At 48.4% G+C, this 25,016-nt stretch carries 25 protein-coding genes and 1 pseudogene; 12 read left to right on the top strand and 14 right to left on the bottom strand.

The features are described 5' to 3' along the window. Window positions 1-8 precede the first annotated feature (8 nt). Window positions 9-227 (bottom strand): FeoA family protein, encoded by a 219-nt coding sequence (locus J0B03_RS03075; RefSeq protein WP_207300404.1) that lies wholly within the window; start codon window positions 225-227, stop codon window positions 9-11. Between the two features lie 153 nt (window positions 228-380). Between J0B03_RS03075 and J0B03_RS03080 the strand changes: the two genes are divergently transcribed. Next, window positions 381-1,964, top strand: a complete 1,584-nt coding sequence (locus J0B03_RS03080; protein WP_207300405.1) for an ABC-F family ATP-binding cassette domain-containing protein — start codon at window positions 381-383, stop codon at window positions 1,962-1,964. Between the two features lie 46 nt (window positions 1,965-2,010). On the opposite strand, the gene J0B03_RS03085 is transcribed toward J0B03_RS03080, so the two are convergent. From J0B03_RS03085 to acsA, 3 genes are all read right to left on the bottom strand, one after another. Continuing rightward, window positions 2,011-2,862, bottom strand: a complete 852-nt coding sequence (locus J0B03_RS03085; protein WP_207300406.1) for a thiamine pyrophosphate-dependent enzyme — start codon at window positions 2,860-2,862, stop codon at window positions 2,011-2,013. Next, entirely contained in the window at window positions 2,859-4,556 is a 1,698-nt protein-coding gene (locus J0B03_RS03090) for a 2-oxoacid:acceptor oxidoreductase subunit alpha (protein ID WP_207300407.1), read from the bottom strand. The genes J0B03_RS03085 and J0B03_RS03090 overlap by 4 nt, the downstream gene beginning before the upstream one ends. Window positions 4,557-4,669: 113 nt before the next feature. After that, on the bottom strand, window positions 4,670-6,391 hold the full coding sequence (acsA, locus tag J0B03_RS03095) for an acetate--CoA ligase (protein ID WP_207300408.1): 1,722 nt from the start codon (window positions 6,389-6,391) through the stop codon (window positions 4,670-4,672). Window positions 6,392-6,560: 169 nt separating this feature from the next. Between acsA and J0B03_RS03100 the strand changes: the two genes are divergently transcribed. The 3 genes from J0B03_RS03100 to J0B03_RS03110 are packed head-to-tail and all read left to right on the top strand — an operon-like array spanning window position 6,561 to window position 9,039. Beyond that, entirely contained in the window at window positions 6,561-7,193 is a 633-nt protein-coding gene (locus J0B03_RS03100; protein WP_207300409.1) for a GNAT family N-acetyltransferase, read from the top strand. A 14-nt stretch (window positions 7,194-7,207) separates the two neighbouring features. After that, the gene (locus J0B03_RS03105) at window positions 7,208-7,837 is read left to right on the top strand and encodes an acetoin utilization AcuB family protein (protein WP_207300410.1); all 630 of its coding nucleotides are present in this window, start codon (window positions 7,208-7,210) and stop codon (window positions 7,835-7,837) included. Further along, window positions 7,822-9,039, top strand: a complete 1,218-nt coding sequence (locus J0B03_RS03110) for an acetoin utilization protein AcuC (RefSeq protein WP_207300411.1) — start codon at window positions 7,822-7,824, stop codon at window positions 9,037-9,039. Before J0B03_RS03105 ends, J0B03_RS03110 begins: the two co-directional genes overlap by 16 nt. Before the next feature lies 1 nt (window position 9,040). On the opposite strand, the gene J0B03_RS03115 is transcribed toward J0B03_RS03110, so the two are convergent. Continuing rightward, on the bottom strand, window positions 9,041-9,799 hold the full coding sequence (locus J0B03_RS03115; protein WP_207300412.1) for an SDR family NAD(P)-dependent oxidoreductase: 759 nt from the start codon (window positions 9,797-9,799) through the stop codon (window positions 9,041-9,043). Between the two features lie 62 nt (window positions 9,800-9,861). Between J0B03_RS03115 and J0B03_RS03120 the strand changes: the two genes are divergently transcribed. Further along, window positions 9,862-10,041, top strand: a complete 180-nt coding sequence (locus J0B03_RS03120; protein ID WP_207300413.1) for a (Fe-S)-binding protein — start codon at window positions 9,862-9,864, stop codon at window positions 10,039-10,041. Here J0B03_RS03120 and J0B03_RS03125 read toward each other — a convergent pair. Beyond that, window positions 10,026-10,469, bottom strand: a complete 444-nt coding sequence (locus tag J0B03_RS03125) for a hypothetical protein (protein ID WP_207300414.1) — start codon at window positions 10,467-10,469, stop codon at window positions 10,026-10,028. The two genes, J0B03_RS03120 and J0B03_RS03125, sit on opposite strands and share 16 nt — an antisense overlap. A 123-nt stretch (window positions 10,470-10,592) precedes the next feature. Between J0B03_RS03125 and J0B03_RS03130 the strand changes: the two genes are divergently transcribed. Then, complete coding sequence (locus J0B03_RS03130; protein ID WP_207300415.1) at window positions 10,593-12,515, top strand: NAD(P)/FAD-dependent oxidoreductase; 1,923 nt, start codon at window positions 10,593-10,595, stop codon at window positions 12,513-12,515. A 96-nt stretch (window positions 12,516-12,611) separates the two neighbouring features. Here the strand turns inward: J0B03_RS03130 and J0B03_RS03135 are convergent, their stop codons facing one another. The 4 genes from J0B03_RS03135 to J0B03_RS03150 form a co-directional block, all read right to left on the bottom strand. Then, complete coding sequence (locus J0B03_RS03135) at window positions 12,612-15,020, bottom strand: glycyl radical protein (protein ID WP_207300416.1); 2,409 nt, start codon at window positions 15,018-15,020, stop codon at window positions 12,612-12,614. Between the two features lie 37 nt (window positions 15,021-15,057). Continuing rightward, on the bottom strand, window positions 15,058-16,005 hold the full coding sequence (locus J0B03_RS03140) for a glycyl-radical enzyme activating protein (protein WP_207300417.1): 948 nt from the start codon (window positions 16,003-16,005) through the stop codon (window positions 15,058-15,060). 136 nt (window positions 16,006-16,141) lie between these two features. Beyond that, a complete protein-coding gene (locus tag J0B03_RS03145; protein ID WP_207300418.1) occupies window positions 16,142-16,330 on the bottom strand; it encodes a CooT family nickel-binding protein in 189 nt (62 codons plus the stop codon). A 2-nt stretch (window positions 16,331-16,332) separates the two neighbouring features. After that, a complete protein-coding gene (locus J0B03_RS03150; protein ID WP_207300419.1) occupies window positions 16,333-16,545 on the bottom strand; it encodes a DUF8180 domain-containing protein in 213 nt (70 codons plus the stop codon). 146 nt (window positions 16,546-16,691) lie between these two features. Between J0B03_RS03150 and J0B03_RS03155 the strand changes: the two genes are divergently transcribed. The 6 genes from J0B03_RS03155 (at window position 16,692) to J0B03_RS03180 (ending at window position 22,597) form a co-directional block, all read left to right on the top strand. Continuing rightward, window positions 16,692-17,153 (top strand): acyl-CoA thioesterase, encoded by a 462-nt coding sequence (locus J0B03_RS03155; protein ID WP_207300420.1) that lies wholly within the window; start codon window positions 16,692-16,694, stop codon window positions 17,151-17,153. A 72-nt stretch (window positions 17,154-17,225) separates the two neighbouring features. Further along, complete coding sequence (locus tag J0B03_RS03160) at window positions 17,226-18,518, top strand: phenylacetate--CoA ligase family protein (RefSeq protein ID WP_207300421.1); 1,293 nt, start codon at window positions 17,226-17,228, stop codon at window positions 18,516-18,518. A gap of 29 nt (window positions 18,519-18,547) precedes the next feature. Then, window positions 18,548-20,284, top strand: coding sequence for an indolepyruvate ferredoxin oxidoreductase subunit alpha (gene iorA, locus J0B03_RS03165; protein ID WP_207300422.1), 1,737 nt, complete (start codon window positions 18,548-18,550; stop codon window positions 20,282-20,284). Beyond that, a complete protein-coding gene (locus J0B03_RS03170; protein ID WP_207300423.1) occupies window positions 20,281-20,871 on the top strand; it encodes an indolepyruvate oxidoreductase subunit beta in 591 nt (196 codons plus the stop codon). The genes iorA and J0B03_RS03170 overlap by 4 nt, the downstream gene beginning before the upstream one ends. Beyond that, a complete protein-coding gene (locus J0B03_RS03175) occupies window positions 20,868-22,181 on the top strand; it encodes a phenylacetate--CoA ligase family protein (RefSeq protein WP_207300424.1) in 1,314 nt (437 codons plus the stop codon). Before J0B03_RS03170 ends, J0B03_RS03175 begins: the two co-directional genes overlap by 4 nt. Continuing rightward, entirely contained in the window at window positions 22,178-22,597 is a 420-nt protein-coding gene (locus J0B03_RS03180) for an ACT domain-containing protein (protein WP_207300425.1), read from the top strand. Before J0B03_RS03175 ends, J0B03_RS03180 begins: the two co-directional genes overlap by 4 nt. A gap of 45 nt (window positions 22,598-22,642) precedes the next feature. Here J0B03_RS03180 and J0B03_RS12185 read toward each other — a convergent pair whose 3' ends face one another. The 4 genes and pseudogenes from J0B03_RS12185 to J0B03_RS03195 form a co-directional block, all read right to left on the bottom strand. After that, window positions 22,643-22,945 (bottom strand): AAA family ATPase, encoded by a 303-nt coding sequence (locus J0B03_RS12185; RefSeq protein WP_309485120.1) that lies wholly within the window; start codon window positions 22,943-22,945, stop codon window positions 22,643-22,645. Continuing rightward, window positions 22,943-23,379 (bottom strand): annotated as a pseudogene (locus tag J0B03_RS12190) (ATP-binding cassette domain-containing protein); the annotation flags it as partial. The pseudogene J0B03_RS12190 and the gene J0B03_RS12185, both read right to left, overlap by 3 nt. After that, window positions 23,369-24,160, bottom strand: a complete 792-nt coding sequence (locus tag J0B03_RS03190; protein WP_207300426.1) for an amino acid ABC transporter permease — start codon at window positions 24,158-24,160, stop codon at window positions 23,369-23,371. The pseudogene J0B03_RS12190 and the gene J0B03_RS03190, both read right to left, overlap by 11 nt. A 17-nt stretch (window positions 24,161-24,177) precedes the next feature. Next, a complete protein-coding gene (locus J0B03_RS03195) occupies window positions 24,178-24,987 on the bottom strand; it encodes a transporter substrate-binding domain-containing protein (RefSeq protein WP_207300427.1) in 810 nt (269 codons plus the stop codon). Window positions 24,988-25,016: the final 29 nt, after the last annotated feature.

Raw genomic sequence — 25,016 nt, forward strand, 5'->3', positions numbered from 1 at the left:
CCTATTGTCTATTTCAACAAAATGCTTTTTGCTACTGCTTTTCGGATCCCCAGGTTGAAACCTCGAACCTTGATATTGACTGGATCTCCCAAAGGAGCACACCGAACAAACTGCACAGTGGTGCCGGGGGTCATCCCCAGCTCCAACAGCTTGTTTTTCAACTTGTCGTCTGCATTTATTTCCAATATTTCTCCACTTTGTCCCGGTTTCAGATCCATAATGTTCATAGTAGATCCTCCTTCAATGTCTATCGATATTATATACTAATTGATAACAGATATCAATTAGTATATTTCCTCCTTCAGGCCAGTCTTTCCTTTGCTTGTTGGGATGATTATGCTATAATGGATTGATTACGAAAGAAACGAGGAAACCCATCAATGATAAATGTTAACAATGTCAGTCTCCGATTTGGAGAGCAAAAATTATTTGAAGACGTAAACTTGAAATTCAATCCCGGAAATTGCTATGGTGTGATCGGCGCCAATGGAGCCGGGAAAAGTACTTTCTTAAAAATCCTTTCCGGCGAGATGGAACCCAATACCGGCGAAGTCTCCATCGGAAAAAATATTCGATTGTCCGTTTTGAAGCAGGACCATTACCAGTACGACGACTTGAAAGTCCTTGATACCGTGATCTACGGCAACCCCAGACTCTTTGAAATCATGAAGGAAAAGGACGCTTTGTACGCCAAGGAAGACTTTACCGAAGATGACGGTCATCTGGCCGCTGAATTGGAAGGAGAGTTTGCCGACCTGAACGGATGGGAAGCGGAATCCGATGCCGCTTATCTTCTCCAGGGCCTGGGCATCCCTTCCGCCCTTCACGACAAATTGGTGAAGGAATTAGATGGAAACGATAAAATCAAAGTCCTTCTGGCTCAGGCAATCTTTGGCAAACCCGGAGTTTTGCTGTTGGACGAACCTACTAACCACTTGGATCTGAAGGCCATCAACTGGCTGGAAGAATTTTTGATCAACTTTGAAGGTACCGTCATCGTGGTCTCCCACGACAGGCACTTTCTCAATAACGTTTGCACCCATATGGCCGATGTGGATTTTGGCAAGATAAAACTGTTCAGCGGAAATTACGACTTCTGGTATGAATCCAGCCAACTGGCACTCCAACTGATGCGGGATCAAAACAAGAAAAAAGAAGACAAGATCAAACAGCTGCAGGATTTTATCTCCCGGTTCAGTGCCAATGCCAGTAAGTCCCGACAGGCCACTTCCAGAAAAAAAATTCTGGACAAGATCTCCCTGGACGACATTCAACCTTCCACCAGAAAATACCCCTTCATCTCTTTTAAACCGGAGCGGGAGCCAGGCAACGACATTCTTTTTGTGGACGGCCTGACCAAGACCCTGGATGGCGTCAAAGTTCTGGATGATGTCACTTTTACTGTGATGCGTGATGACAAGATCGCTTTTTTGGCGGACAACGACTTCGCCGTCACTACATTGTTCCAAATCCTGATGGGAGAAATGGAACCGGATGCGGGTAGTTTCAAATGGGGAGTCACCATGACAAAAGCCTATTTCCCAAAAGACAACACCTCCTACTTTGAAGGTTCCGATCTTAACCTCATCGACTGGCTTCGACAATTCTCTGAGGAAAAAGCGGAAAGCTATATCCGGGGCTTCTTCGGCAAAATGCTCTTTTCAGGAGACGAGCCCTTGAAAAACGTCAGTGTCTTGTCCGGAGGAGAAAAAGTAAGATGCATGCTGGCAAGGATGATGCAGCAAAACGCCAACATCCTGTTGTTGGATCACCCGACCAATCACTTGGATCTGGAGTCCATCACCGCCTTGAACAACGGGCTGAAGGATTATAAAAGTAACATATTGATCGCTTCCCATGACCACGAGCTGTTGCAGACCGTAACCAACCGTGTCATCCACATCAAGGATAAAGGCATCAAAGACAAACGCTGTACCTTTGATGAATATATCGATCAAATGTAAAAGAAGAAGGCAAACGCCTTCTTCTTTTTTTTCTTGAATGGTACTACTACTCCATGATCAACTGATTCACCTGGGACAGATCCCTCTTTCGACGTACAATGGCCGTCTTATCTTCTTCATATACCGGTTGAAGATCGGCAAAGGTCGCCAGCCCTTCCTTCTTATACAAAACGCCCAGTGGAAATTTGTCGGACTCCATTGCTGCCGCCATGGCCATGTTCCAGTCCGTCGGATCGTGACTTCCGTCCAAGGGATAGGTATGCTCCTTATACCAACGATACGTGTTCACCTTGTTGAAGCTGACACATGGGTGGAAAATATCGACCAAAGCATATCCCTTGTGTTCAATAGCTGCCTTGATCACGTCTTTGACCTGTTCCTTGTCCCCGGAGAAAACACGGGCAACAAATGTGGCTCCCAAAACCAGAGCCAAAGCCAGGGGATTCATGGGTTCGTTGACAACACCATTGATTTGGACCCCCGTTTTAAAATCTTTTCTACTGGTGGGGGATGCCTGACCTTTTGTCAGACCATACACCATGTTGTTGTGGACCAGGTGGGTGATGTCGGGATTTCGTCTTACATTATGGATGAAATGATTGCCGCCTTCTCCATACATATCTCCATCTCCACCTTCGGCAATGACGGTCAATTCCGGATTTGCTCCTTTGATGGCAACTGCCACAGGCATCGCCCTTCCATGAAGACCATTGAAATAGTTGGCGCCGATGTACTGGGGCATTTTAGCCGCTTGCCCGATGCCGGAACTAAAAACCACATTCTGCGGTTTCAACTCCAATTCCTGCAAAGCCTGTATGATGCTGTCTCTTATGTTGAAATTGCCGCATCCGGGACACCAGGCCAGATCCAATCCTTCCTTCATTTCAAAGTTTTTCATCTCAGCACCTCCTCCAATCGCGCTTTCAAGTTTTCTACGGCAAAAGGTGCGCCATCATATTGCAAAACTTGGTGGTCCACCTTTATTCCCAATTCCATTTGCAACAGCTTGGCCAACTGTCCATTGGAGTTGTTCTCCACCACCACTACGTTTTTTGCCTTTCGAAAGTATTCCACCAGGTCTTTTCGCAAAGGGTACAATTGTTTGAGGGATAGAAATCCAGTTTTCGGATAATTCCCGGTCTCCAGACATTCCTTCACCACGCCGTAGGTGGATCCCCAACCTACGACCAGTTGATCATAGTCCATATCCCCCTGTAATTCTTCCAGTACATAATCTTTGAGTATTTCTTCCTTTTTCGCCAGTCTTTTTTCGTGCATCTTCACCCGCACGCCAAAATCTTCCGTAATGGTGCCTTCTTCATCATGTTCGTCACTGTCCACTTTGACCAAACCTTTTCCATAACCTGGAATCCCTCTTTCAGAAATGGGACCTTCACCCAGCCGATAGCGAAGGTAATCTTCCTTTGTTTCTATTATAAAAGTCTCCGTATACTTTTCATCCAATTCAAATCGTTCCATCAAGCCAATGGATTCCAAATAAAACTGATCCGTCAATACAACGACGGGCACCTGGTATTTGTCCGCCAAATAGAAGGCCCGTTGTCCCAATTCTACGCCGTCCCGGAGGGTACCGGGAGCAAGGATGATCTTCGGATAATCACCATGACCGGCGAATACGGCCTGAAGCAGATCTCCCTGCTCCGTTCGTGTCGGCAACCCCGTTGCCGGTCCTGGTCTTTGTGCCAAATGGACCACACAGGGAGTTTCCGTCATGCCGGATAAACTCATGGCTTCTTCCATCAAGGAAAACCCTCCACCGGAGGTTGTTGCCAGTCCTCGACCACCGGCATACCAGATCCCCAACACCATGTTCAATGCGGCGATCTCATCTTCTGCCTGTTCCACCAATACACCGAAGTCTTTCGACTTCCCAGCCAGATAAATGAGCACACCTGTGGAAGGACTCATGGGATAGGAGCAAACTGCGTTGCATCCTCCCCCCAAGAATCCGATGCCGACAGCCTGGGTGCCATTGAGAACTTTCATGGTTTCATCCAAACGACCCACCTGTGAGAAGGACAAGGAAAAATCATAATCCTTTCCTTCCTTGTATCCCATATCGAATGCCTGAAAATTATCCTGAACGATCTTATCTCCCTTGCTGGAGAAGCGCTCTTCGATCAGTTCTTTGCAGGTACCATCATCCACGTTGAGCATGCCCGTGGTGAAACCAAAGATCACCGTATTCAAGAACAGTTTGCCGCCTGCCTCTTTCGCCATTTTTTCAAAATCGTATTTTAAAAACGTTCCGCCAAAAGCATCCAAAAACGCATCATCCACATAATCCTCCCGACCGACAAGGATGGTTCCTTTATGGATCCGGCTTTTCAATCGTTCCAAACTATGGTCATTCAACAAAAACAACACATCGATGGCTTCTTTGTACGCCGAAACTTCGCCGTTGCTGATGCGGATCTCCGTGGTGTTGTTTCCTCCTCGAACACGGCTCATGACATCGCTGCAGGAAAAAACAAAATAATCTTTGGATAAAACGGTCATCAGAAAATCTTCAATGGTTTGGATCCCCTGCCCTGCTTCTCCAGAAAAAACCAAAGTGATTGATTGATTCATGTTCTGCCTCCTCTTTCTATCATTTGTTTCTTTAAGTTATATATCCATCCCCGAGAAATATAAACCTCAATTCATGGAAAAGAGCATTCCCGGCGGGAATGCTCTCCTGTTTTTTATTCCATGGTCGATAAGTCGCCAGTCGGCAAATTCAATTCCCATGCTTTCAATACCCGGCGCATGATCTTGCCGCTTCGGGTTTTTGGCAATTTGTCCTTAAACTCGATCTCTCTCGGGGCAGCGTGGGCCGCCAAACCGTTTTTGACAAAGAGACGGATTTCTTCTTTTAATTCATCTGTTGGTTCATATCCCTTTCGCAAAGCGATAAAGGCTTTGATGATCTCGCCCCGGACCGGGTCTGGTTTACCTATGACTCCAGCTTCCGCAACTGCAGGATGTTCGATAAGCTTGCTTTCCACTTCAAATGGACCGACCCTCTCTCCTGCCGTCATGATGACGTCATCGATGCGGCCCTGGAACCAAAAGTATCCATCCTCATCCATATAGGCGGAATCCCCGGATACGTACCAGGTGTCGTTCATAAAATAGGAACGATATTTTTCCGGATTGTTCCAGATTTCTTTCATCATGGATGGCCAGCCTTTTCGAATGGCCAGATTTCCCATCCGATTGGGGGACAATACTTCCCCTCGGTCATCCACGATGGCCGCTTCCACGCCGGGAATGGGCTTGCCCATGGATCCCGGTCGGATCTCCATGGATGGATAGTTGCATATCATTTGTCCACCGGTCTCCGTCATCCACCAGGTATCATGGATCCTTTTTCCAAAGACCTGCATGGCCCATTTGATAACTTCCGGATTAAGCGGTTCTCCGACGCTCAATACATGACGAAGCGCAGACAAGTCAAATTTCTCCACCAGTTTGTCTCCGGCACCCATCAACATGCGGAATGCAGTTGGTGCACTGTACCAAATCGTCACCTTATAACGCTCCAATGTGTCATACCAGTGTTCCGGATTGAATCGTCCCCCCAATATGACGTTTGTGATCCCGCTCAGCCATGGTGCAAATATTCCGTAGGATGTTCCTGTGACCCAACCTGGATCCGCTGTACACCAGTATATGTCATCCTCTTTAAAATCCAGGACCCATTTCGCCGTTTGATAATGCTGGATCATGGCGCGATGAGCGTGCAACACACCCTTGGGTTTACCGGTGGACCCGGATGTATAATGAAGGATCAATCCACCTTCCAAACCTACCCATTCGATGTCAAAAGAATCGGACATGTCTTCGATGTCTTTTTGATAATCCAATACCGATTCGGATTCCTCTACATCATCCCCTACGACGACCAGGTATTTCAATTCCGGCAGGTCTTCTACCGGGATCCTTCCCATCAGTTCCGGTGTGGTGACGATGGCCATGGCGCCGGAATCTTCCAGACGATCACGGACGGCTCCTTCCATGAATGCCTCAAACAAAGGTCCTACGATGGCACCTGTTTTGATCAATCCCAAAATCGCAAAGTACAATTCCGGGGTTCTCGGCATGAACACAAAAACCCGATCCCCTTTTTTCACGCCTACTTTTTCCTTGAAATAATTTGCCGCTTTGTTGGATTCTTTCATCAAGTCTTCATAACTATAAAACTCTTCTCGTTGGTCGTCTTTGTAAATGAACGCTGTCTTATCTCCACGACCTTCGTGAACATGACGATCCACCGCCTCGTAGGCCATGTTGACCCTTCGGGGTTCCATGGCGGACCATGCAAAGTTTTTTTCCACGTCTTCCCATTGGAATGTGGCCCTCTCTTGTTCATAATCTTTGAGATTATATGTGCCCGGTACGACTTTCAATGGCTCCGTTTTCATATTTATACCCCCTTGATGGTAAATTTATGGATTATAATACCATACAAACGATTACATAACAATCGTTTTGTATGTCATATTCTTGTTTGTTTATTAACTTTCAGCATTGCAACACGTATTTATATTATAATATAATAAAATGAAATCCATTACAATAGCGGGGGATCCCATGAACCATATCAAATCTTTCTATTACAAACCCATACCTTCCAAAGGGGAAAAAATCGTCATCGAAGGACCTGTCAGCAGCAGCGTTCTAAGACGATTGAAATTCCATGAAGGCCTTCATGCGTTTCGCGAACCGGAAGAACAGCACCAGGCCATCATTGAAATTGCCGAACTGGAAGAAGGGCGGATCATCATTGCCAGAAAAGAAGACACCATAATCGGCTATTGCACCATTTTGTATCCGGATCCCATGGAACGGTGGTCGGAGGCACAAATGGACGATCTGCTGGAATTGGGTGCCATTGAAGTAGCAAATGAATATAGGAACCTGTCCATCAGCAAGTCGATCCTGGAAGTTGCCATGATGGATCCCTTCATGGAAAATTACATCATCATCACCACGGAATACTACTGGCACTGGGATCTTAAAAATTCAGGCCTTGATGTCTGGCAATATCGGGATGTCATGGAAAAAGTCATGTCCGCCGGAGGTCTGGAGTATTTCGCCACCGATGATCCCGAAATCACCGCACATCCCGCCAACTGCCTGATGGCTCGCATCGGAAAAAACGTTCCACCATCGTCCATCGAGAAATTTGACCGGTTGCGCTTTCGCAATCGCTTCATGTATTGATAAGGAGGCAAAACATGTTTGTAGAAAATATCATGATCAAAAAAGTAATTACCCTGCGCCCGGATTCCACCATTTCGGAAGCCATGGTGCTGATGCAAAAGAACCGCATCCGTCATCTACCCGTCGTTGACGACAATAACCAAATCCTCGGGATCATCTCGGACCGGGATGTTCGAGATGCCAGCCCTTCGGTCCTCTTGCCGGAAACGGACAACTCCTATTTGAGACTTTCCGTTTCAAAAATCATGACCCAGGACTTGATCACCGGTAGCCCTTTGGATTTTATCGAAGATGTGGCCGCCACTTTTTACGAATATAAAATAAGCTGCCTGCCCATCACCAATCAGGACAAATTGTTGGGGATCGTCACAGAAAGCGATCTTCTCCGCAGCTTCGTGGAACTTACAGGGGCAGGTCAACCGGGCAGCCGCCTGGAGATCCAGGTGGATCATACCCCAGGATCCTTGGGCAAGATCTCCACCATCATTTCAGCAAGAAACATCAATATTTTAAGCGTGTTCATCTATCCGGCAAAAGACGAAGACCACCGACTCCTGGTCTTCCGATTAAAAATCATGAATCCCATGGAATTGGCTCTCGATCTTCGGGAACAAGGCTTTGATGTCGTATGGCCCATCCTGTAACTTCACATCCGATTTTTATCTATTCACCGGTTTTTGACAATTACCGTTTTTCCCATGATCATCCTTTCGACCCCATCCGCATTCGATTGACCTACGAATTGTTGCGGGCCAGCGGCATATTGCAGGATCATCACTTGGTGGATCCAAGGGAAGCCAGCGTTGCGGAGTTGCTGCTGGCTCATCGGGAAGATTATGTGGAGTTCGTCAAAACGAAAGGAAGCACCGGTGAAAATATCTACTGCAAGGAAGCCAATCGATTTGGTTTGTGCACGGAGGATACACCCACCTTCTTTGGTATGCATCATTCAGCAGCGACCATAACAGGGGGTACCCTTCTCGGAGCCAAACATGTGCTGGAAGGAGTCAACAACCACGCACTGAATTTGTCCGGCGGACTGCATCACGCCACCAGCGGCAAAGCCTCCGGCTTTTGCGTGTATAATGATTTGAACGTGGCCATTGCTTACATTCGCAAGCATACGGATCTTCGCATTTTGTACATCGATACGGACGCCCACCATGGGGACGGTGTCCAGTTTCATTTTTATGACGACCCCATGGTCTGCACCCTTTCCATTCATGAAACAGGGAGGTATCTTTTCCCCGGCACCGGTTCCGTGCGGGAACGGGGCAACGGCAAAGGATACGGGTCCAGCTTCAACATACCACTTGACGCCTACACGGAAGACGAATCCTTTCAATACGTTTTGGAAAATTCCCTTTATATCGTGGCTGAACATTTCAAACCGGATATCATCGTTTCCCAACACGGGGCCGATTGCCATTACCTGGACCACATGTCCCACATGTCTTTGACCATGGATTCTTTTCGTTTCATCCCGAAGATCATCCATAAGATCGCCCATGAATATTGCCAGGGCCGTTGGCTGGCTACCGGTGGCGGAGGCTACAACGCTTACGATGTGGTCCCTCGCGCCTGGGCACTTGTCTGGAAAGAAATGGCCGATGTGCCATCAGGCCAGGTTCCAGATGAACTACCGGGATCCTACCTGTCCTTGGTACGCCAATGGACGGATGAACCCATTTGTCCCACATGGATGGATCACGGAAAAGACTACAACTCCATTCCTCGAAGGGAAGAAATATCCGACAAGAACAAAAAAAGCCTGATCGATGCCATGTACGCCATCAACAGCGGACAAATCGGAAACAATTTCTTTGCCAACCGCATCGTGGAGTGATTTATCGACTCCACTCCTTGGCGATGATCCGCTGTCCAGTCACTCCGTCAGATTCTTTTGATGCCAAATACAGCATGACTTCATTTAAAATGTCTGCAGGCAGCAGGTTGCCTCTGGCACGAAAGGCTTCTTCCAAACCCGATGGGATCAAGCCCGTATCTGCAGCCCCTCCAGGAAGGATCACGTTGACATCCACCCCGGTTCCTTCCAGTTCCTTGGCCATGACCATGGACAAGGCTTCCCCTCCTGCTTTGGCAGGACCGTAAGGAGAAAAATATTTGTTGGTCATGGTGGACAAGCTGGTGCTGACATAGATGATCTTTCCATACTTCTGTTCCAGCATCATGGGAACAAAGGCTTTCGCCGTCAAAAAGCACCCAAAAAAATTTGTCTCCATCATATCCCGAAATCCTTGGGAGTCCACTTCATAAAAAGGCACAGGATTCTCCAGGATGTCGTTGCTGATCCTCCCCATGCCGATACCTGCATTGTTCACCAGCACATCCAGGCTCCCCCACGCCTCTTTGACGATCTCCACGGCGTCGGCAATGGATCCTTCGTCTCGAACGTCCATGGGTACCACCAGAGGATCCAGACCGGCTCGGACAAGTTTTTGCTTTGCCGTTTCCAGCTTTTCACCCGGCCTGGAAGACAGAGCCACCTTGGCACCGTTTTCCAATAAGGCTTTTGCCATTTCATAGCCGAAGCCTGTAGAACTTCCTGTGATCAACACTCGTACTCCTGTAACATTTGCTTGCAATCGTAAAACCTCCATTTTTTTATTTTGGCCGGACGTTGAATCCGGCAGAAAGGACCTTTGCCATGAAATCCTGGAAAAACATCAACGTAGACGAATTGGATCGGTTGGAGATCTACGCCTTGCTCCCCAAAACCAATTGCCGTCGCTGTGGATTTGACACCTGTCTTGCCTTTGCGGCCGCTGTGGAAGAGGGAAAGCGACCCATCACCGCATGCCGGGTCTTGGATCAATCCTCCCGATAACGACCGGCGTCATTGGCTCGGTCAAATTCTAGAAACATTGGATACACCTTCAGCGCATCGTAATCCTCCCAGGCTTCCTTAGTCTGGACACTTCCGGTGAATTCCAGATACTGCTTCAAGACCGGCTCCACCTCATCCCTTCCCACTCCCAATTCAAACAAAATCACCAGGGCCCGGTTCATTTCCCGAAGGGATTTAGCAATGTGACGGTTGTAAGCACCCGTATCCCGCAAGCTTTCCCGCTGCATTTTTGCAAAACGGATCTTTTCCGCCAAGTCGAAGTAACATCGATTTTTCAATCCCTCTTCATATGAAGTGCCTTTTAGTACTCCAGCCTGATCTTCCAAACCATTTCTTTCCATAAACTCCTTGATTTCATCCAGTCCCAGCTCCTTGCCGGTTTCTACATATACCCTCAATTCATCCATGACTTCCTCCTTACTTGCCTTCAATAGAGAATTCATACCCAAAAAAGCTGGAATCATTGACGAAACTTGATAGAACTGATAATATTTTATCAAGTTAAATTTGCAAACATAAGGAGGCATTCCATGAACCCCAAATATCAAAAAGTATTTACTCCCATCCGAATCGGCAACATGCTGGTAAAAAACCGCATCGAAGTTTCGCCTGCTGCCCCCCGTCTGGCATCCCCAGAAGGGTTGGTGACTCCCGAACTTATCGAATGGACGAGGACCTTGGCCAAAGGAGGTGCCGGGATCGTCACTGTTGGCATTTCCCAAGTCACCCCTTTGCAAGCACCCCGGGAGCACATGAGCGGTTTTTGCGTCAACATGGGAAGCAACTTGGTCATTCCCGGACTTCGCGCCCTGGCGGATGCGGTCCATCGCCACGGGGCGAAAGCATCCATCGAATTGGCGGGATTTGCAGGCCATACCATGCCCAAAGAGGGGGAATCTCCCATCGATGCCATGAGCGTGGAAGACATCCAACACTGGATCCGTTTATTTGCCGACGCTGCAGAAAGGGCCTTGAAAGCAGACATGGACATGATCCTTCTTCATGGAGGTCACGGGATCCTCATCAGCAACTTCTTTTCTCCCCTGTTCAATCATCGAACCGACAAGTACGGAGGAAACATTGAAAATCGGGCCCGTTTTGCCTGCGAACTGCTCGAAGCCATTCGGGAGAGAGTGGGCAACAAGTTGGCCATCGAGTTTCGCTTGAGTGCCGACGAACTGGTTCCCGGAGGCGCAAAACTGGAAGAGACCATCGAATTCATCAAGATCATCCAGGACAAGATCGATCTGGTCCACGTTAGTGCAGGATTGCTGTTGGATGACGCCATGGTCCCCATCACCACCCAACCCACCTATTTAAAAAGAGGATACAATGCTCACTTTGCCGCCAGCATCAAAAGAGCTCCAGGGATCAAGGTTCCTGTCACCACGGTTGGTTCCATCGACTTGGACCTGGCTGCAGAGATCATTGAAAACGAAGATGCCGACATGTGTGCCATGATCCGTACCCTCATCGCCGATCCAGACAGTGTAAATAAAGCCAGGACCGGGAGAGAAGCTGAGATCCGGCCCTGCATCCGCTGTGTCTTGTGCTTGAACCGGACCCATGGCATGGAACCCTTGCTGGTGGCTTGTGCCGTCAATCCAAGAGCCGGCCGGGAAGTGGAACTCTCCTGTTCCCATTTTCCGGCAACAACACCGAAAAAAGTAGTGGTCATCGGTGGTGGTCCCGCTGGAATGGAAGCCGCCTGTGATGCTGCCGACAAGGGGCATCAGGTGGTCCTCTTCGAAGAAAAGGACATACTGGGGGGTACCCTCCGACTGGCAGTCGTTCCGGATTTCAAAGACGATCTGAAACGATATCTCCAATGGGCCATACGCCGCACCACCAATCATCCTGGTGTGGATCTTCGATTGGCCACCAAGGCAACGAGAGAAACGGTCGCCGCTGAAGACCCGGATGCCGTTATCGTTGCCGTAGGCGCCGTAGCCAACATGCCCCCAATTCCTGGTTTGGATGGCCGAAATGTGGCCTGGGTGGGCGATGTAGAATCCGGCGTCAAAGATACCGGTGAAAATGTCGTCATTGCCGGAGGTGGACTGACCGGTTGTGAAACGGCGTTGAATCTAGCAAGAAAAGGCAAGAATGTGACCATCGTAGAAATGGTGGACCGGGAAGCCATGCTTCAAGTCTCCCCCATCCCAATGACAGCACTTCTCCAGCTCTTGGACAAGGAAGGCGTCGCCATTTTGGACAACCACCGATTGATCCGTGTGGAAGAAAACAGCCTGATCGCCGAAGGACCAAAGGGAGAAATGGAGCGGTCATTTGATACCCTGGTCGTGTCTCTGGGAGTCAAGCCCAATACGCAAGAAGCATCCCTGTTCAGCGATCTTTGTGATGATGTCTTTTACATCGGAGATTGCACCTCCAACCGGGGCACCCTCTACACTGCAACCACAGGCGGTTACAACGCGGCCTTGGATCTGTAAACAGTAGAAAACCCAACAATATCATGTGAAGAGAGGGTCTCAAGTCCATTTGGACTTGAGACCCTCTCTTTGGATTTTAGATGGCTTGTTTGTCTGTTACATGTTTTGTTCGCTTCGTTTGATCAGGTCGTCTTGAAGATCCTTGTACAACTCTACAAAGTAGGCGCTGAATCCGGCGATCCGGATCACCAGATCCCGATACTTTTCCGGTTCATCCTGGGCAGCACGAAGGGTATCTGCACCAACCACATTGTACTGGATATGCATTCCGTCGTTGTCAAAGAAGGTTTCCACCAACTGGCGCAACTTCATGGTACCCTCTTCTCCATGGACTGCCTTGGGATGAAACTTCATGTTGAGAAGGGTCCCGTTGGCGTTGTTTACATGGTTGATCCTGGCCACGCTGTTCAAGACGGCGGAAGGACCGTTTTTATCCATTCCCTGCATGGGGGAGATGCCGTCGCTCAAAGGTTCTCCCTTTCGTCGTCCATCTGGAGTGGCGAACGTTCCTTTACCGAACGCGATGTGTACGGATACGGGATACAACCCGGCCCGGTATGTCCCTCTTGGTCCGGTGCTTTCGTTGACCCGGTCGGAGAAGACATCCATGGCCCAGCTGGTCAATTCATCCACGCTTTCCTCATCGTTGCCGTATCGGGGAACCATGTTGAATACGTCCTGTTGCATGTTTTCATATCCTGCCCAATCCGCCATGAGGGCGTCGTAAAATTCTTTTGCCGTATATTTCTTCGTATCATAAATCAAGTGCTTCAATGCGCTCAAACTGTCTCCCACATTGGCGCATCCGATCCCGGCGATCCCGGAGGAATTGTATTTGCTACCACCCCAGACCACATCAGCGCCGTTTTCCATACATCCGTCCATAGTGGCGGATGCAATGGGGATGGGCATGATCTCGGAGACCACCATCTCGTAAAAGTTGGTCAGTGTCACATGCCAGTCCACAAAGTACTGGATCTGTTTTTTATAGGCTTCTTTTACATCTTCAAAGGTCTTGAACTCATGAAGATATCCTGTGGGAAGTCCCACTTGCTTGCCGCTGAAGGGATTGATCCCGTTGTTGATGGCAAGGACCAGGGCATTGGCCATATTCCAGAAGGTTTCCCTTCCAGTCCCCCCGCAGGCCGGATATTCGTTGCCGCTTCCTGCCGGCTCCACACAACCGATGATGCAGTAATCTCTGGCATCTTCCAGGGTGAATCCTTTTGCCAGGAGGGACGGAATGATCACTTTGTCGTTTTGCAGGGTTGGGATCCCTCCCACACGTTTTGTGGTCTCAATGGCCATTTCCCACAGTTCGTTGGGGGTATCGTCGTGGACACGGACGGACAAGGGGGGTTCATGGATATAGAGTCTGGCCGCTACCTGAAGCATTAAATAGGATACCGGATTGGTAGCGTCTTCTCCCGATCGGGTCACCCCTCCCAGGGACATGTGCTGACCGGAGGAATACCCGCCGGCATTCAACGCACCGCCAACGCTTTTTAGTTTGTTGGTGTCGGAAATTTTCAGGAACATGCAATCCAGCACTTCCTGGGCCTCATCCAGGGTCGTTCTACCGGCTTTCAAATCGGCCTCCAAATATGGCCAGGTATATTGGTCAAACCTTCCGATGGTCAAACCATGCATGTTGCCGTCCAGGGACAGGAGGAGTTGGTACAAATAGGTTGCTTGGACCGATTCTGCAAAAGTCCGACATGGATTTTCCATGATCCAGTCCAAAGAATCCGCCATTTTCAACAACTCTTCTTTTCGCTTCGGTTCTGCCGATTCGGCTTTTTCACGACAAAGAGCGGCATATCGCTTGGACAGCAGAATGGCTGCATCGCAGACGATGACGATGGATCGATAGAAGGTATATTTTTTGGCATCGTTGCCAAAAACCTTTCCTTCCATTTGGTCCATTTTATCCTTTGCTTCCTGCCGGATGGATCCGAATCCCCGACTGCATACTTTGCCGTAATTGGCATTGAAATGTCCGGTGGGACCGTCGGAGTTGTCTTTCCCCGCTCCCAAAAATGTGGTGACCCCGTTGCCGGCCACACTGGCATATCCCTCCGGTATGACTTTGTTCATTCGCGCTCCTACGGAATGGGTCCTCCAAAAATCCTCGATGCTTAAAAATACTTCCTTGTCTTCTTCAGAGAGCTTGAAACCTTCTTCGATCTCGTTGCGATTTTCAAACACTCCACTTCGGAGTTCCTCGAAAAACCAGGTGACGCCAAATTCGGGAAACATGGTGGCTCCCCGATAATTCTTCGCCATGTTTCCGACGATCAGTTCATCGTCTTCCACCCGGACAGTCATCTTGCTGCATACCTCATACAAGGTTTTAGCCCGTTTGACGATGCCCATCTCATCTTCATTCTCCCTGTAAAAATCCGTGACGATCTTGGCCCGTTCACTGTCCAGTACGGGATAGGTGGTGCGGTACCGTTCCTTCAATCGTTCCACTCTGCTGCTGACCGGTCTAAATTCTACCATTTTCTTCCCTCCATTATTTTCATTGACATGCTATGGATCAATGGATCTTCACTTTTAATCCAAAGCCTTCCAGAAATGCCTTGATCTCTTCCATCCGTTCTTCCGATGGCGGTTCCAGATCTTCCAGTAGATACGGTTTGGCAAGACGTTCGTATTTGATGGTCCCCAACTTATGATAGGGCAGTATTTGGACCATGGATACGGCGTCTCCAAGCTGCTGGCAAAAAAGTCCTGTTTTCTCCAAATTCTCCATGGAATCGTTATGTCCTGGGATGATGGGTACCCGAATCTGGATGTCCACTCCAGACTGGGCCATTTTGACGGCATTTTCCAGGATGATCTCGTTGGGCACTCCCACCAGTTCTTTTGATGACTCTGAATCCATGTGTTTTAGATCCAGAAGGACCAGGTCCACGTATGGGATCATTTTCTCCAAAGTATCCCATTTTGCAAACCCCGTCGTATCCAGACAAGTATGAAGTCCCTCATCCTTGCATGCTTTCAACAGTTCCAGTGTGAATTTGGGCTGGCTCAACGCCTCCCCGCCGGAGATAGTGACGCCCCCGCTGCTTTTTTTATAATAAGCGCTGTCCTTTCTAATAATCACCATGGTTTCTTCCACGGTCTTGTCCTCCCCGATGACCACCAAGGCCTTGGACCGACATGCCTCCACACAGTCAAAACAGGAATGGCATTTATCAAAATCCACCTTGATCTTCGTAATGTCTTTTTTGTAGACTTCCGAATAAACAACTTCTCCTTCTGAAATGGCTTTATGGGTGCAGGCTTCCAGGCACTTTCCGCAATTTTCGATACCGATGCAACGCATCATGTACAAGCCCAGCTGGCTTTCATATGCCTGAGATTCAGGGCTGTGGCACCATAAACAGGTCAATGGACAGCCTTTTAGAAAAACTTCCGTCCGAATACCCGGCCCGTCGTTGACGGTAAATCGTTGAATGTCATAGATTTTTCCTGTCGTCATGAATGAAGACCCCGTTTCCGATTTTTTTGCACTTTTTTAAACGTATTTGATTTATCTGTTTTATTATATCATTCTTTTACAATTTTACAATATTTCCAACAAAGAAAAAACCCCCGGTCACCCGAGGATTTTAAGCTCATGCTGTTGGTTTTCGAACGACGACCTTGCTGTTACCAAAATCGATGGCGTCCAACTCTCCTTCCAATTCGATGGTATCTCCGAATATGGAAGTAAATACCCACTTGTTTCCGACTTTCTCCAAGGATTTCACATCTTCCAGCAAAGCCTTGTTGTCGTCTCCTTCATATACTTTTCCCAAGCACATGATTACATCCCCTTTACGATCAGGTCCAGAGCTTTTTTCAAAGTATCATTGGACAGGTTCATTTCATTGGAGCCTTGCACCAACAATTTCCCTGCATCTCCAAAACCCAATTCTTCCGCCGTAGCGGCCATTTCCTTTATTTCCAATGCATGATCCGTATTGTGTTTGATCAAGTGTTCCAACAAAATTTTCAGTTTTTCGTTTTTATCTGCCATTGGTATCCCTCCTTACCTAAAGTATAATACCCGTCCCACTCTTTGTCAATTTGTCCAACCCCGGACAAATCGCAAATATGCATTGCCTTCCCCAAGCAAATTCGATAAAATATAGGGAATACAAAACACAGGAAGGAGGCCATACGATGAATGAAGGTGTCGCCTTTTCAAAAGCGGAAACCTGCATGATCATGGAACCAAGGCACAGCAATGCTGCCGGCAATGTCCACGGTGGCGAATTGATGAAGATCATGGACACCATTGCCGGCATCACCGCATTCAAACATGCAAAGGGAAATGTGGTCACTGCAAGGGTGGACGAGATCGTCTTTCACAAGCCGGTCCATGTAGGAGACATCATCACCTGCAATGGGCAATTGACTTATGTGGGCAATACCTCCATGCAAGTTATGGTGACCTTGATGGTCCACGATCTGGAGAATGATTTTGATGCAGCTGTAGCTATGACAGCATTTTTCACCATGGTTCACCTGGTGGATGACAAACCAACAAAAGTGCCTCCCCTGATCCCTACCAATGAAGAGGAAGAAGATCTCTACCTTTTAGGGGAGCGGAAATACAAGGAAATCAAAAACCGATATATGTAAAAACACATGCCCATGTGTTTTTATTACTATGGGTCGAAGTTTCGGGCCAACGATAGAGAGGCGGGTTAAAACATGATTTGGTCTTCCCTGGAAACATTGACAAGAAAAGAAATGGAATCACTTCAGTTGGAAAAACTGAAACACACAGTGAACCGGATGTATCAAAATGTGGAATATTTTCGAAACAAGATGGACCACCTCCATTGCAAACCGGAAGATATCCAGTCTTTGGAGGATATTCAACGATTGCCTTTTTCCACAAAAGAGGATCTTCGGGTAAACTACCCCTATGGACTTTTCGCTGTATCGAGAAAAGAAGTGGTGCGGATCCACGCATCGTCCGGAACTACAGGCAAACCTACCGTGGTGGGGTATACAAAAAACGACTTGAAATGGTGGAGCCAGCTGATCGCCCGATTGGTGAGCATGGCTGGTGCCACTGCGGAGGATACGGTGCAGATCGCCTTTAAGTACGGTCTGTTCACAGGAGCCTTTGGTCTTCATTACGGTCTGGAAGAGCTGGGTGCTGCCGTGGTCCCCATGTCCAGCGGAAACACGGAAAAGCAACTGTTACTCATGAAGGATTTTGGGACCACGGCTCTGGTCAGTACCCCGTCCTATGCTCTGCATATGGGCGAGGTGGCCCAAAGCATGGGCATGGATCCAAGCAAAGATCTGCAGGTGCGATTGGGACTCTTCGGTGGAGAAGGCTCCAGCGAAGCCATGCGGGAGAAGATCCAGGAAATCTGGGGAATGCTGGCAACGGAAAACTATGGCCTCAGCGAATTGATCGGTCCTGGCGTTTCCGGGGAATGCAGCCATCTGACCGGCATGCATATCAATGAAGATTTCTTCTACCCGGAGATCATCGATCCGAAAACGGGAGAGGTTCTTCCCCCTGGCGAGCAGGGAGAACTAGTGATCACCACCCTTCAAAAGGAAGCCCTGCCTTTGATCCGATATCGAACCAGGGATATCACACGGTTGACATACGAACCCTGCTCCTGTGGTCGTACGACGACCCGGATGGAAAAAATCTCCGGACGCTCCGATGACATGCTGGTGGTCAAAGGTGTCAATCTCTTCCCCACACAAGTGGAAGAAGTTCTTCGAAAATTCCCGGCACTTGGTCCACATTACGAGATCACGGTAGAAAAGGTACATCACCTCGACAGTCTGGAGATCCGAGTGGAGTTGAATGAAAATCTGACCCTGGACTCTTATCAGGAATTTGAGAAGTTGGAAAAAGGCATACGATACGAACTTCGGATCATGTTGGGCTTGGATGCAAAAATTTCCATCGTCAACCCAAGGACCCTCCAGCGATTCGAAGGAAAGGCCAAACGCGTATTTGATTTGCGATGACAAGAACTCATACTGGAAAGGAAGTTATCATGAAAAAATTAATGCTAGGAAATGAAGCTGTTGCAAGAGGCGCTTACGAAGCCGGTGTCAAGGTGGCCACCGCTTATCCGGGAACGCCAAGCACGGAGATCACGGAATTTATCGCCAAGTACGAGACCATGTACGCCCAGTGGTCTCCCAATGAAAAAGTAGCTTTGGAAGTGGCCATTGGCGCATCCGTCGGCGGGGCCAGATCCATCACCTCCATGAAGCACGTAGGTCTCAATGTAGCAGCGGATCCCCTTTTTACCGTCAGTTACACTGGAGTCAACGGAGGCCTGGTCATCATGGTGGCAGACGATCCTGGCATGCACAGTTCCCAGAACGAACAGGATTCCAGATATTATGCCAGAGCAGCCCACATCCCCATGCTGGAACCTGCAGACAGCCAGGAAGCAAAGGATTATATAAAAGAAGCCTTTACGCTCAGCGAAAAGTACGACACGCCCATACTGGTCCGTCTCACCACCCGGATCTCCCATTCCCAAAGTCTGGTGGAGATCCAGGATCCTCAAGAAGTGGAGTTGAAACCCTACGAAAAGGACGTCATGAAATACGTCATGATGCCGGGAATGGCCATCAAGAGACATGTCATTGTGGAAGAAAGAATGAAAAAGATGACGATGGATGCCTCTTCCATGTCCATCAACAGGGCAGATTACAAGGATCTCTCCATGGGCTTCATCACCAGCGGGATCCCCTACCAATACGTCAAGGAAGTCTTTCCCGATGCATCTGTTTTGAAATTGGGAATGGTCCATCCTCTACCCAAAGATTTGATCCAGGAATTCTGTTCCAAGGTGGACAAGGTATATATCATCGAAGAATTGGAACCAATCATTGAAGAACAAATAAAAAGCTGGGGCCTGGACGTGGAAGGCAAGGACCTGCTGACCGTACAAGGTGAATACAGCGCCAACATGCTGGTAGAACGGATCAAAAAAGAAGACCTTCAATTGAAGACCCCTGAGGTCCTTCCCCAACGTCCTCCTGTGCTGTGTGCCGGATGTCCCCACCGGAGCGTATACTATCGATTGAAAAAATTGGGCAAGCACGCCACCGGAGATATCGGTTGCTATACCCTTGGAGCATTGGATCCTCTCAAAGGTCTGGACACCTGTGTGGACATGGGCGCCAGCATCGGCATGCTTCACGGCATCGAGAAGGCCCGTGGAAGTGATTTCATCAAGGACTGGGTGTCCATCATCGGTGATTCCACCTTCGTTCACTCCGGTATTACCGGCCTAGTGGACGTGGTTTACAACCAAGGATGTTCCACGGTGATGATCCTGGACAATTCCACAACAGGAATGACGGGACATCAGGAAAATCCGGCAACCGGGGTCACGCTGAAAGGAGAAAACACCAACCAGCTGGATCTGGTCAAACTCTGCGAAAGCGTAGGCATCCGGCGGGTCCGAACCGTCAACCCCTTCCGTTACAAAGAGTTGGAAGAGGCTATTTCGGAAGAGACCCAAATAGCGGAACCGTCTGTGATCATTGTAAAAGCACCTTGCCAATTGTTGGACAAGAGCGGCAGCTTTGTTCAAAACTATATCGATGAGGAAAAATGCAAGGATTGCGGTATGTGCCTGAAGCTGGGATGTCCAGCCATCAAAAAGCACAATGGCGTCATGATGATCGACGACACTCTTTGCGTCGGATGCAATTTGTGCGTAGGCGTCTGTAAATTCCAAGCGATTCGAAAGGTAGGTACACGTTCATGACAGTAAAAAATATTTTGATCGTCGGTGTGGGCGGACAAGGAACTTTATTGACCAGTCGTATTTTAGGCAATCTGGCCGTCGATCTTGGATACGATGTCAAATTATCGGAAGTCCACGGCATGAGCCAGCGAGGCGGCAGCGTGGTCACCCATGTCCGCTATGGTGAAAAAGTGTATTCTCCTTTGGTGGAAGTGGGACAAGCAGATCTGATCCTCTCTTTTGAAAAATTGGAGGCGATCCGGTGGAAACACTTCCTCTCCCCTTGTGGCACCATGCTGGTGAACACCCAGGAAACAGATCCAATGTCCGTTATAACTGGAGCTGCAGAATATCCGGAAATGATCATCGAAAGATTAGAGGAGGATTGCAACCAGGTCGTTGCCATAGACGCCGTCCGTGTAGCAAAAGAGTTGGGCAACGTGCGTGTTGTCAACACCATTTTATTGGGTCTTCTTGCACGACGAATGGACATCACCAAAGAATTGTGGATGGACGCCATTCGACGAACAGTACCCCCCAAAACCATTGGCATCAACTTGCAGGCATTTGAAAAAGGTTACTACTATGAAGGAGAGGTTGCTTCATGATCTGGAATCAACATTATGAATGCATGTCTAGAGAAGACATGAAAAAAGTGCAGGACGAGCGGCTACGCCAAACCGTTGAGCGGGTCTATTACAACGTGGAGTTTTATCGACGAAAAATGCAGGCTTTGGGTTTGGAACCCTATGACATCCAAGGAATCGAGGATCTGCCCAAACTTCCCTTCACCACCAAGGACGACTTGCGGGACAATTATCCCTTTGGCTTGTTCGCCACCCCCATGGAAAATGTGATGCGGATCCATGCATCATCCGGAACCACCGGGAAAGCCACCATTGTGGGATATACCCGCCATGATGTGGACATCTTTTCCGAAGTAGTGGCTCGCTCCCTTTCTGCAGCAGGTGTAGGAAAAAACGACATCCTTCAAAACGCTTATGGGTACGGCCTCTTTACCGGGGGCTTGGGGATCCACTATGGGGCGGAAAAATTGGGCGTCACGGTAGTTCCCATCTCTGCAGGAAATACAAAAAAACAGGTACAGTTCCTCATGGATTTTGGTACCACCGCCATGTCCCTGACACCATCCTACGCCTTATATCTGGCGGAGACACTGGAAGAAATGGGGGTGGATCCAAAAAATCTGAAACTGAAGGTTGGTATTTTCGGTGCAGAACCATGGACGGAAAGCATGCGACGTGAAATCGAAAAAAGACTCCAAATCAAAGCCATCGATATTTATGGCCTCTCGGAAATCATTGGTCCTGGAGTATCCATCGAGTGCATGGAACAAAATGGTCTTCATATCGCAGAAGATCATTTCTTCCCGGAGATCATCGATCCCGCCACCAAAGAGCCATTGCCTCCTGGCGAAGAAGGAGAACTTGTTTTCACCACCCTTACCAAAGAAGCCCTCCCCTTGATCCGTTACCGGACCAGGGACCTCACCACTTTGGATTACCAGCCTTGCAACTGCGGTCGAACCACAGTCCGCATGAAAAAATGCACCGGCCGAAGCGACGACATGCTGATCATCCGCGGCGTCAATGTATTCCCATCCCAGGTGGAAAGCGTTCTTCTGGAACTGAACGCCACCAGCCCCCATTACCTGCTGATCGTGGACCGGGTCAACAACTTGGATACACTGGAAGTGTTGGTAGAAGTGGACGAACAGATCTTTTCCGATGAGATCAAAGGGTTGGAGCACCTGACTCGAAAGATCACACAAGCATTGGAGAGCACGTTGAACATCGCTGTAAAAGTAAAACTGGTGGAACCTCAAACCATCGCAAGAAGCGAAGGAAAGGCCACCCGGGTCATTGATAAAAGAAAATTGAAGGAGGATCACTCATGATCATCAAACAATTAACGGTTTTTTTGGAAAACAAATCCGGTCGTCTCTCTGAAGTCACCAGGGTATTGGGAGAAAACAACATCAACATCAGTGCCCTGAGCATTGCCGACACTTCCGAATACGGTTTGCTGCGTCTGATCGTCAGTGATGGCGAAAAAGCGACGGATTTGCTAAAACGCAACGGATTTTCCGTCAATCTGACCGATGTCATCTGTCTCAATGTCAAACATACGCCTGGAACTCTCCATGACGCCATCAAGACATTATCCAATGGCGGCATCGACATCGAGTACATGTATGCCTACGCCGTTGGTGACAATGCAGCCGTCATCATGAAAGTATCCGATGCCAAAGAAGCCATATACATCCTGACCCAAAACAACATCGACTTGCTTCGATCCGATGAAATGGCCTGATCCGACGAAAAAGAAAAGCGGCTTCCAACGAGAAGTCGCTTTTTTTCATGCGTTCCATCCTAAAATTTTATCCAAAAATTTCTTCAACTCTTCCGTCTTGGGATCTTCGAACAATTCCTGGCTGTTGCCGTGTTCCACCAGACGCCCTCCGGCAAGAAATAGAACTTTGTCGCAGGCTCGTTTGGCGAATCCCATTTCATGGGTCACCAGCAAAATGCTGAGTCCATCGTTTTCCAATTCCCGGATCATGTCCAATACTTCCCTGGTCAATTCCGGATCCAGAGAACTGGTGGGTTCATCCAAAAGGACCAACCTTGGTTTTGCAGCGACGGCTCTGGCAATGGCGATCCGCTGCTGTTGTCCTCCCGACAGTTCTTGGGATATTTATGGCCGTCGTTGGCCAATCCAAAGCGTTTCAACAAGGCCTCCACCTTCTCTTCCGCCTCTTCCGGACTATATCCATGGACTTTGATCAGGGGCATGGTAATGTTCTGCCTCCCCGTCAAATGATGAAACAGACCGTTGGACTGGAATACAAAGCCGATGGTCCTGCGATATTCCAGCAATGCGCGGTCCTCCATTTTTGTTTCTTTTCCGTCAAATGCAAAACTTCCCGCATCCGGTAAAATCAGTCCTCCCAAAATACGAAGCAAAGTGGATTTCCCTCCGCCGGACGGACCGATAATGGCCAGGGAATCAAATTCTCCCTGATACTGGATCCGGTTCAATACTTCCGGTCCCCCGGAAAACCGTTTGGATATGCCATTGATCTTAATTTTCATAACTGAACCGCCTTTCCAGATATCGGGTAAACATGGATAAGGGGAATGTAAGCGCCAGATACATGAATCCTAGAAAAATATAGCTTTCAAAGATGGCAAAGTTTGTTGCACTGATCTCCCGTATGGTTTGGGTCGCCTCGATGACCGAAATCAGGGAAAGAAGGGATGAGTCCTTAATAATGGAAGCAAACTGCCCGGCCAGGGCCGGCAAGATCCTTTTGACGATCTGAGGAATGACCACAAGTCCCAAGGTCTGTTTGTTGCTCAAACCCACTGCTTTTGCCGCTTCCAGCTGGATCTTCTCGATGGAGTGGATCCCGCCTCGAATGATTTCTGAAATATAGGCCCCTTCAAATATGGACAAGATCAATACCCCTGCCCAAAACCGGTTGGTGATTCCCCATGCGGTACCTACGATGTAGAAAAAAAGATATACCTGCATGATCATTGGCGTTCCCCGAATGAATTGAACGTACATTTTCGCCAAGTAGGACAAGGGCAATAGTTTCGATTCATTCCCAACTGCAGAAACGACCCCAATGAACAGGCTCAAAACCAAACTAAAAATGCTGATGGCTACCGTCATGCGGAAACCATAGAACAGCCGATATCGGAACTGGTACAAAAACGCAAAATCCAACTCCAACCCCAGCCGCTGCAAAGAAATATAAAAAAACAGCACAAACACACCCAAGGCAATCAGAATGCTTCCGATTGCCTTGAATGTTTCGTTTTTGCCATCATTTGGCTTTGTGACCGTGTTATTTTTGTCTCCATCCATTGTCCATCATCATCTTTCTATTCGTTGACGTCGGAAAAAAACCACTCAAAATCCAATTCGTCAAAAACGACCTTCTCTTCTTTCAGGAATTTCTCCGTAATGTCATCAAATCCGCCGTCTGCATAAAATTCATCAATAAATGCATTCAATTGATCCAGCAGCTCCGTATTTCCCTTTTTTACCGCTACTCCCCAATATTCTACGTCCTGAAAGGGTATAAAGATGGCTTTGGTGGTATCCGGGTTGGCCTTGTTGTTTCGATAAATGGTCAACTGATCGTAAATGAATCCATCGGCTTTTCCTTGGGCGACCTCCGTGACACATGCACTTTCATCCGGCAGGGGGATGATGGTCGCCTGGCTCAAATTCTGCTCTGCATAGCTGTGCCCTGTAGACCCGATCTTGACGGCAATGGTTCTGCCCGGTTCGTTGAAATCGTCCATGGTCTCTATATCCGAATTTGCGTTGACCAGCATGGCCAGCAAGGCTTTTGCGTACGGTTTGGAGAAATCCACCTTTTCCATTCGTTCTTCCTTGATGGTCATGGACGATATGACCATGTCCACCTGTTCCGTTTGTACGGCCGGGATCAGACCATCCCATCCAATATTTTCGATGCGGACTTCCTTGCCGATATACTCTCCAAAAGCTTTGGAAAAGTCCACGCTGACACCCATGGGTTCTCCCTTGTCGTCTTTCGTTTCAAATGGTGGATAGGCCAGTTCCATGCCCACGACCAGTTCATCGTTTCCGCTTCCCTGGCTGCAGCCCATCAACATCATGACCGAAAATATAAGGATCAAACCCAGGATCGTTATTTTTTTCATTGATTTTCACCTGCTCTTTTATTTTTAAC

Source organism: Alkalibacter rhizosphaerae, from assembly GCF_017352215.1.
GTDB classification, from domain to species: Bacteria; Bacillota; Clostridia; order Eubacteriales; family Alkalibacteraceae; genus Alkalibacter; species Alkalibacter rhizosphaerae.

Coding starts and splice junctions, on each gene's coding strand:
- J0B03_RS03125 (WP_207300414.1), bottom strand. CDS start 10,469: ATGGATGAATTGAGGGTATATGTAGAAACCGGCAAGGAGCTGGGACTG.
- J0B03_RS03105 (WP_207300410.1), top strand. CDS start 7,208: ATGTTTGTAGAAAATATCATGATCAAAAAAGTAATTACCCTGCGCCCG.
- J0B03_RS03170 (WP_207300423.1), top strand. CDS start 20,281: ATGACAGTAAAAAATATTTTGATCGTCGGTGTGGGCGGACAAGGAACT.
- J0B03_RS03160 (WP_207300421.1), top strand. CDS start 17,226: ATGATTTGGTCTTCCCTGGAAACATTGACAAGAAAAGAAATGGAATCA.
- J0B03_RS03085 (WP_207300406.1), bottom strand. CDS start 2,862: ATGAAAAACTTTGAAATGAAGGAAGGATTGGATCTGGCCTGGTGTCCC.
- J0B03_RS03135 (WP_207300416.1), bottom strand. CDS start 15,020: ATGGTAGAATTTAGACCGGTCAGCAGCAGAGTGGAACGATTGAAGGAA.
- J0B03_RS03190 (WP_207300426.1), bottom strand. CDS start 24,160: ATGGATGGAGACAAAAATAACACGGTCACAAAGCCAAATGATGGCAAA.
- J0B03_RS03110 (WP_207300411.1), top strand. CDS start 7,822: ATGGCCCATCCTGTAACTTCACATCCGATTTTTATCTATTCACCGGTT.
- J0B03_RS03100 (WP_207300409.1), top strand. CDS start 6,561: ATGAACCATATCAAATCTTTCTATTACAAACCCATACCTTCCAAAGGG.
- J0B03_RS03145 (WP_207300418.1), bottom strand. CDS start 16,330: ATGTGCTTGGGAAAAGTATATGAAGGAGACGACAACAAGGCTTTGCTG.
- J0B03_RS03120 (WP_207300413.1), top strand. CDS start 9,862: ATGAAATCCTGGAAAAACATCAACGTAGACGAATTGGATCGGTTGGAG.
- J0B03_RS03080 (WP_207300405.1), top strand. CDS start 381: ATGATAAATGTTAACAATGTCAGTCTCCGATTTGGAGAGCAAAAATTA.
- J0B03_RS03130 (WP_207300415.1), top strand. CDS start 10,593: ATGAACCCCAAATATCAAAAAGTATTTACTCCCATCCGAATCGGCAAC.
- J0B03_RS03155 (WP_207300420.1), top strand. CDS start 16,692: ATGAATGAAGGTGTCGCCTTTTCAAAAGCGGAAACCTGCATGATCATG.
- J0B03_RS03195 (WP_207300427.1), bottom strand. CDS start 24,987: ATGAAAAAAATAACGATCCTGGGTTTGATCCTTATATTTTCGGTCATG.
- acsA (WP_207300408.1), bottom strand. CDS start 6,391: ATGAAAACGGAGCCATTGAAAGTCGTACCGGGCACATATAATCTCAAA.
- J0B03_RS03175 (WP_207300424.1), top strand. CDS start 20,868: ATGATCTGGAATCAACATTATGAATGCATGTCTAGAGAAGACATGAAA.
- iorA (WP_207300422.1), top strand. CDS start 18,548: ATGAAAAAATTAATGCTAGGAAATGAAGCTGTTGCAAGAGGCGCTTAC.
- J0B03_RS03150 (WP_207300419.1), bottom strand. CDS start 16,545: ATGGCAGATAAAAACGAAAAACTGAAAATTTTGTTGGAACACTTGATC.
- J0B03_RS03180 (WP_207300425.1), top strand. CDS start 22,178: ATGATCATCAAACAATTAACGGTTTTTTTGGAAAACAAATCCGGTCGT.
- J0B03_RS03140 (WP_207300417.1), bottom strand. CDS start 16,005: ATGACGACAGGAAAAATCTATGACATTCAACGATTTACCGTCAACGAC.
- J0B03_RS03075 (WP_207300404.1), bottom strand. CDS start 227: ATGAACATTATGGATCTGAAACCGGGACAAAGTGGAGAAATATTGGAA.
- J0B03_RS03090 (WP_207300407.1), bottom strand. CDS start 4,556: ATGAATCAATCAATCACTTTGGTTTTTTCTGGAGAAGCAGGGCAGGGG.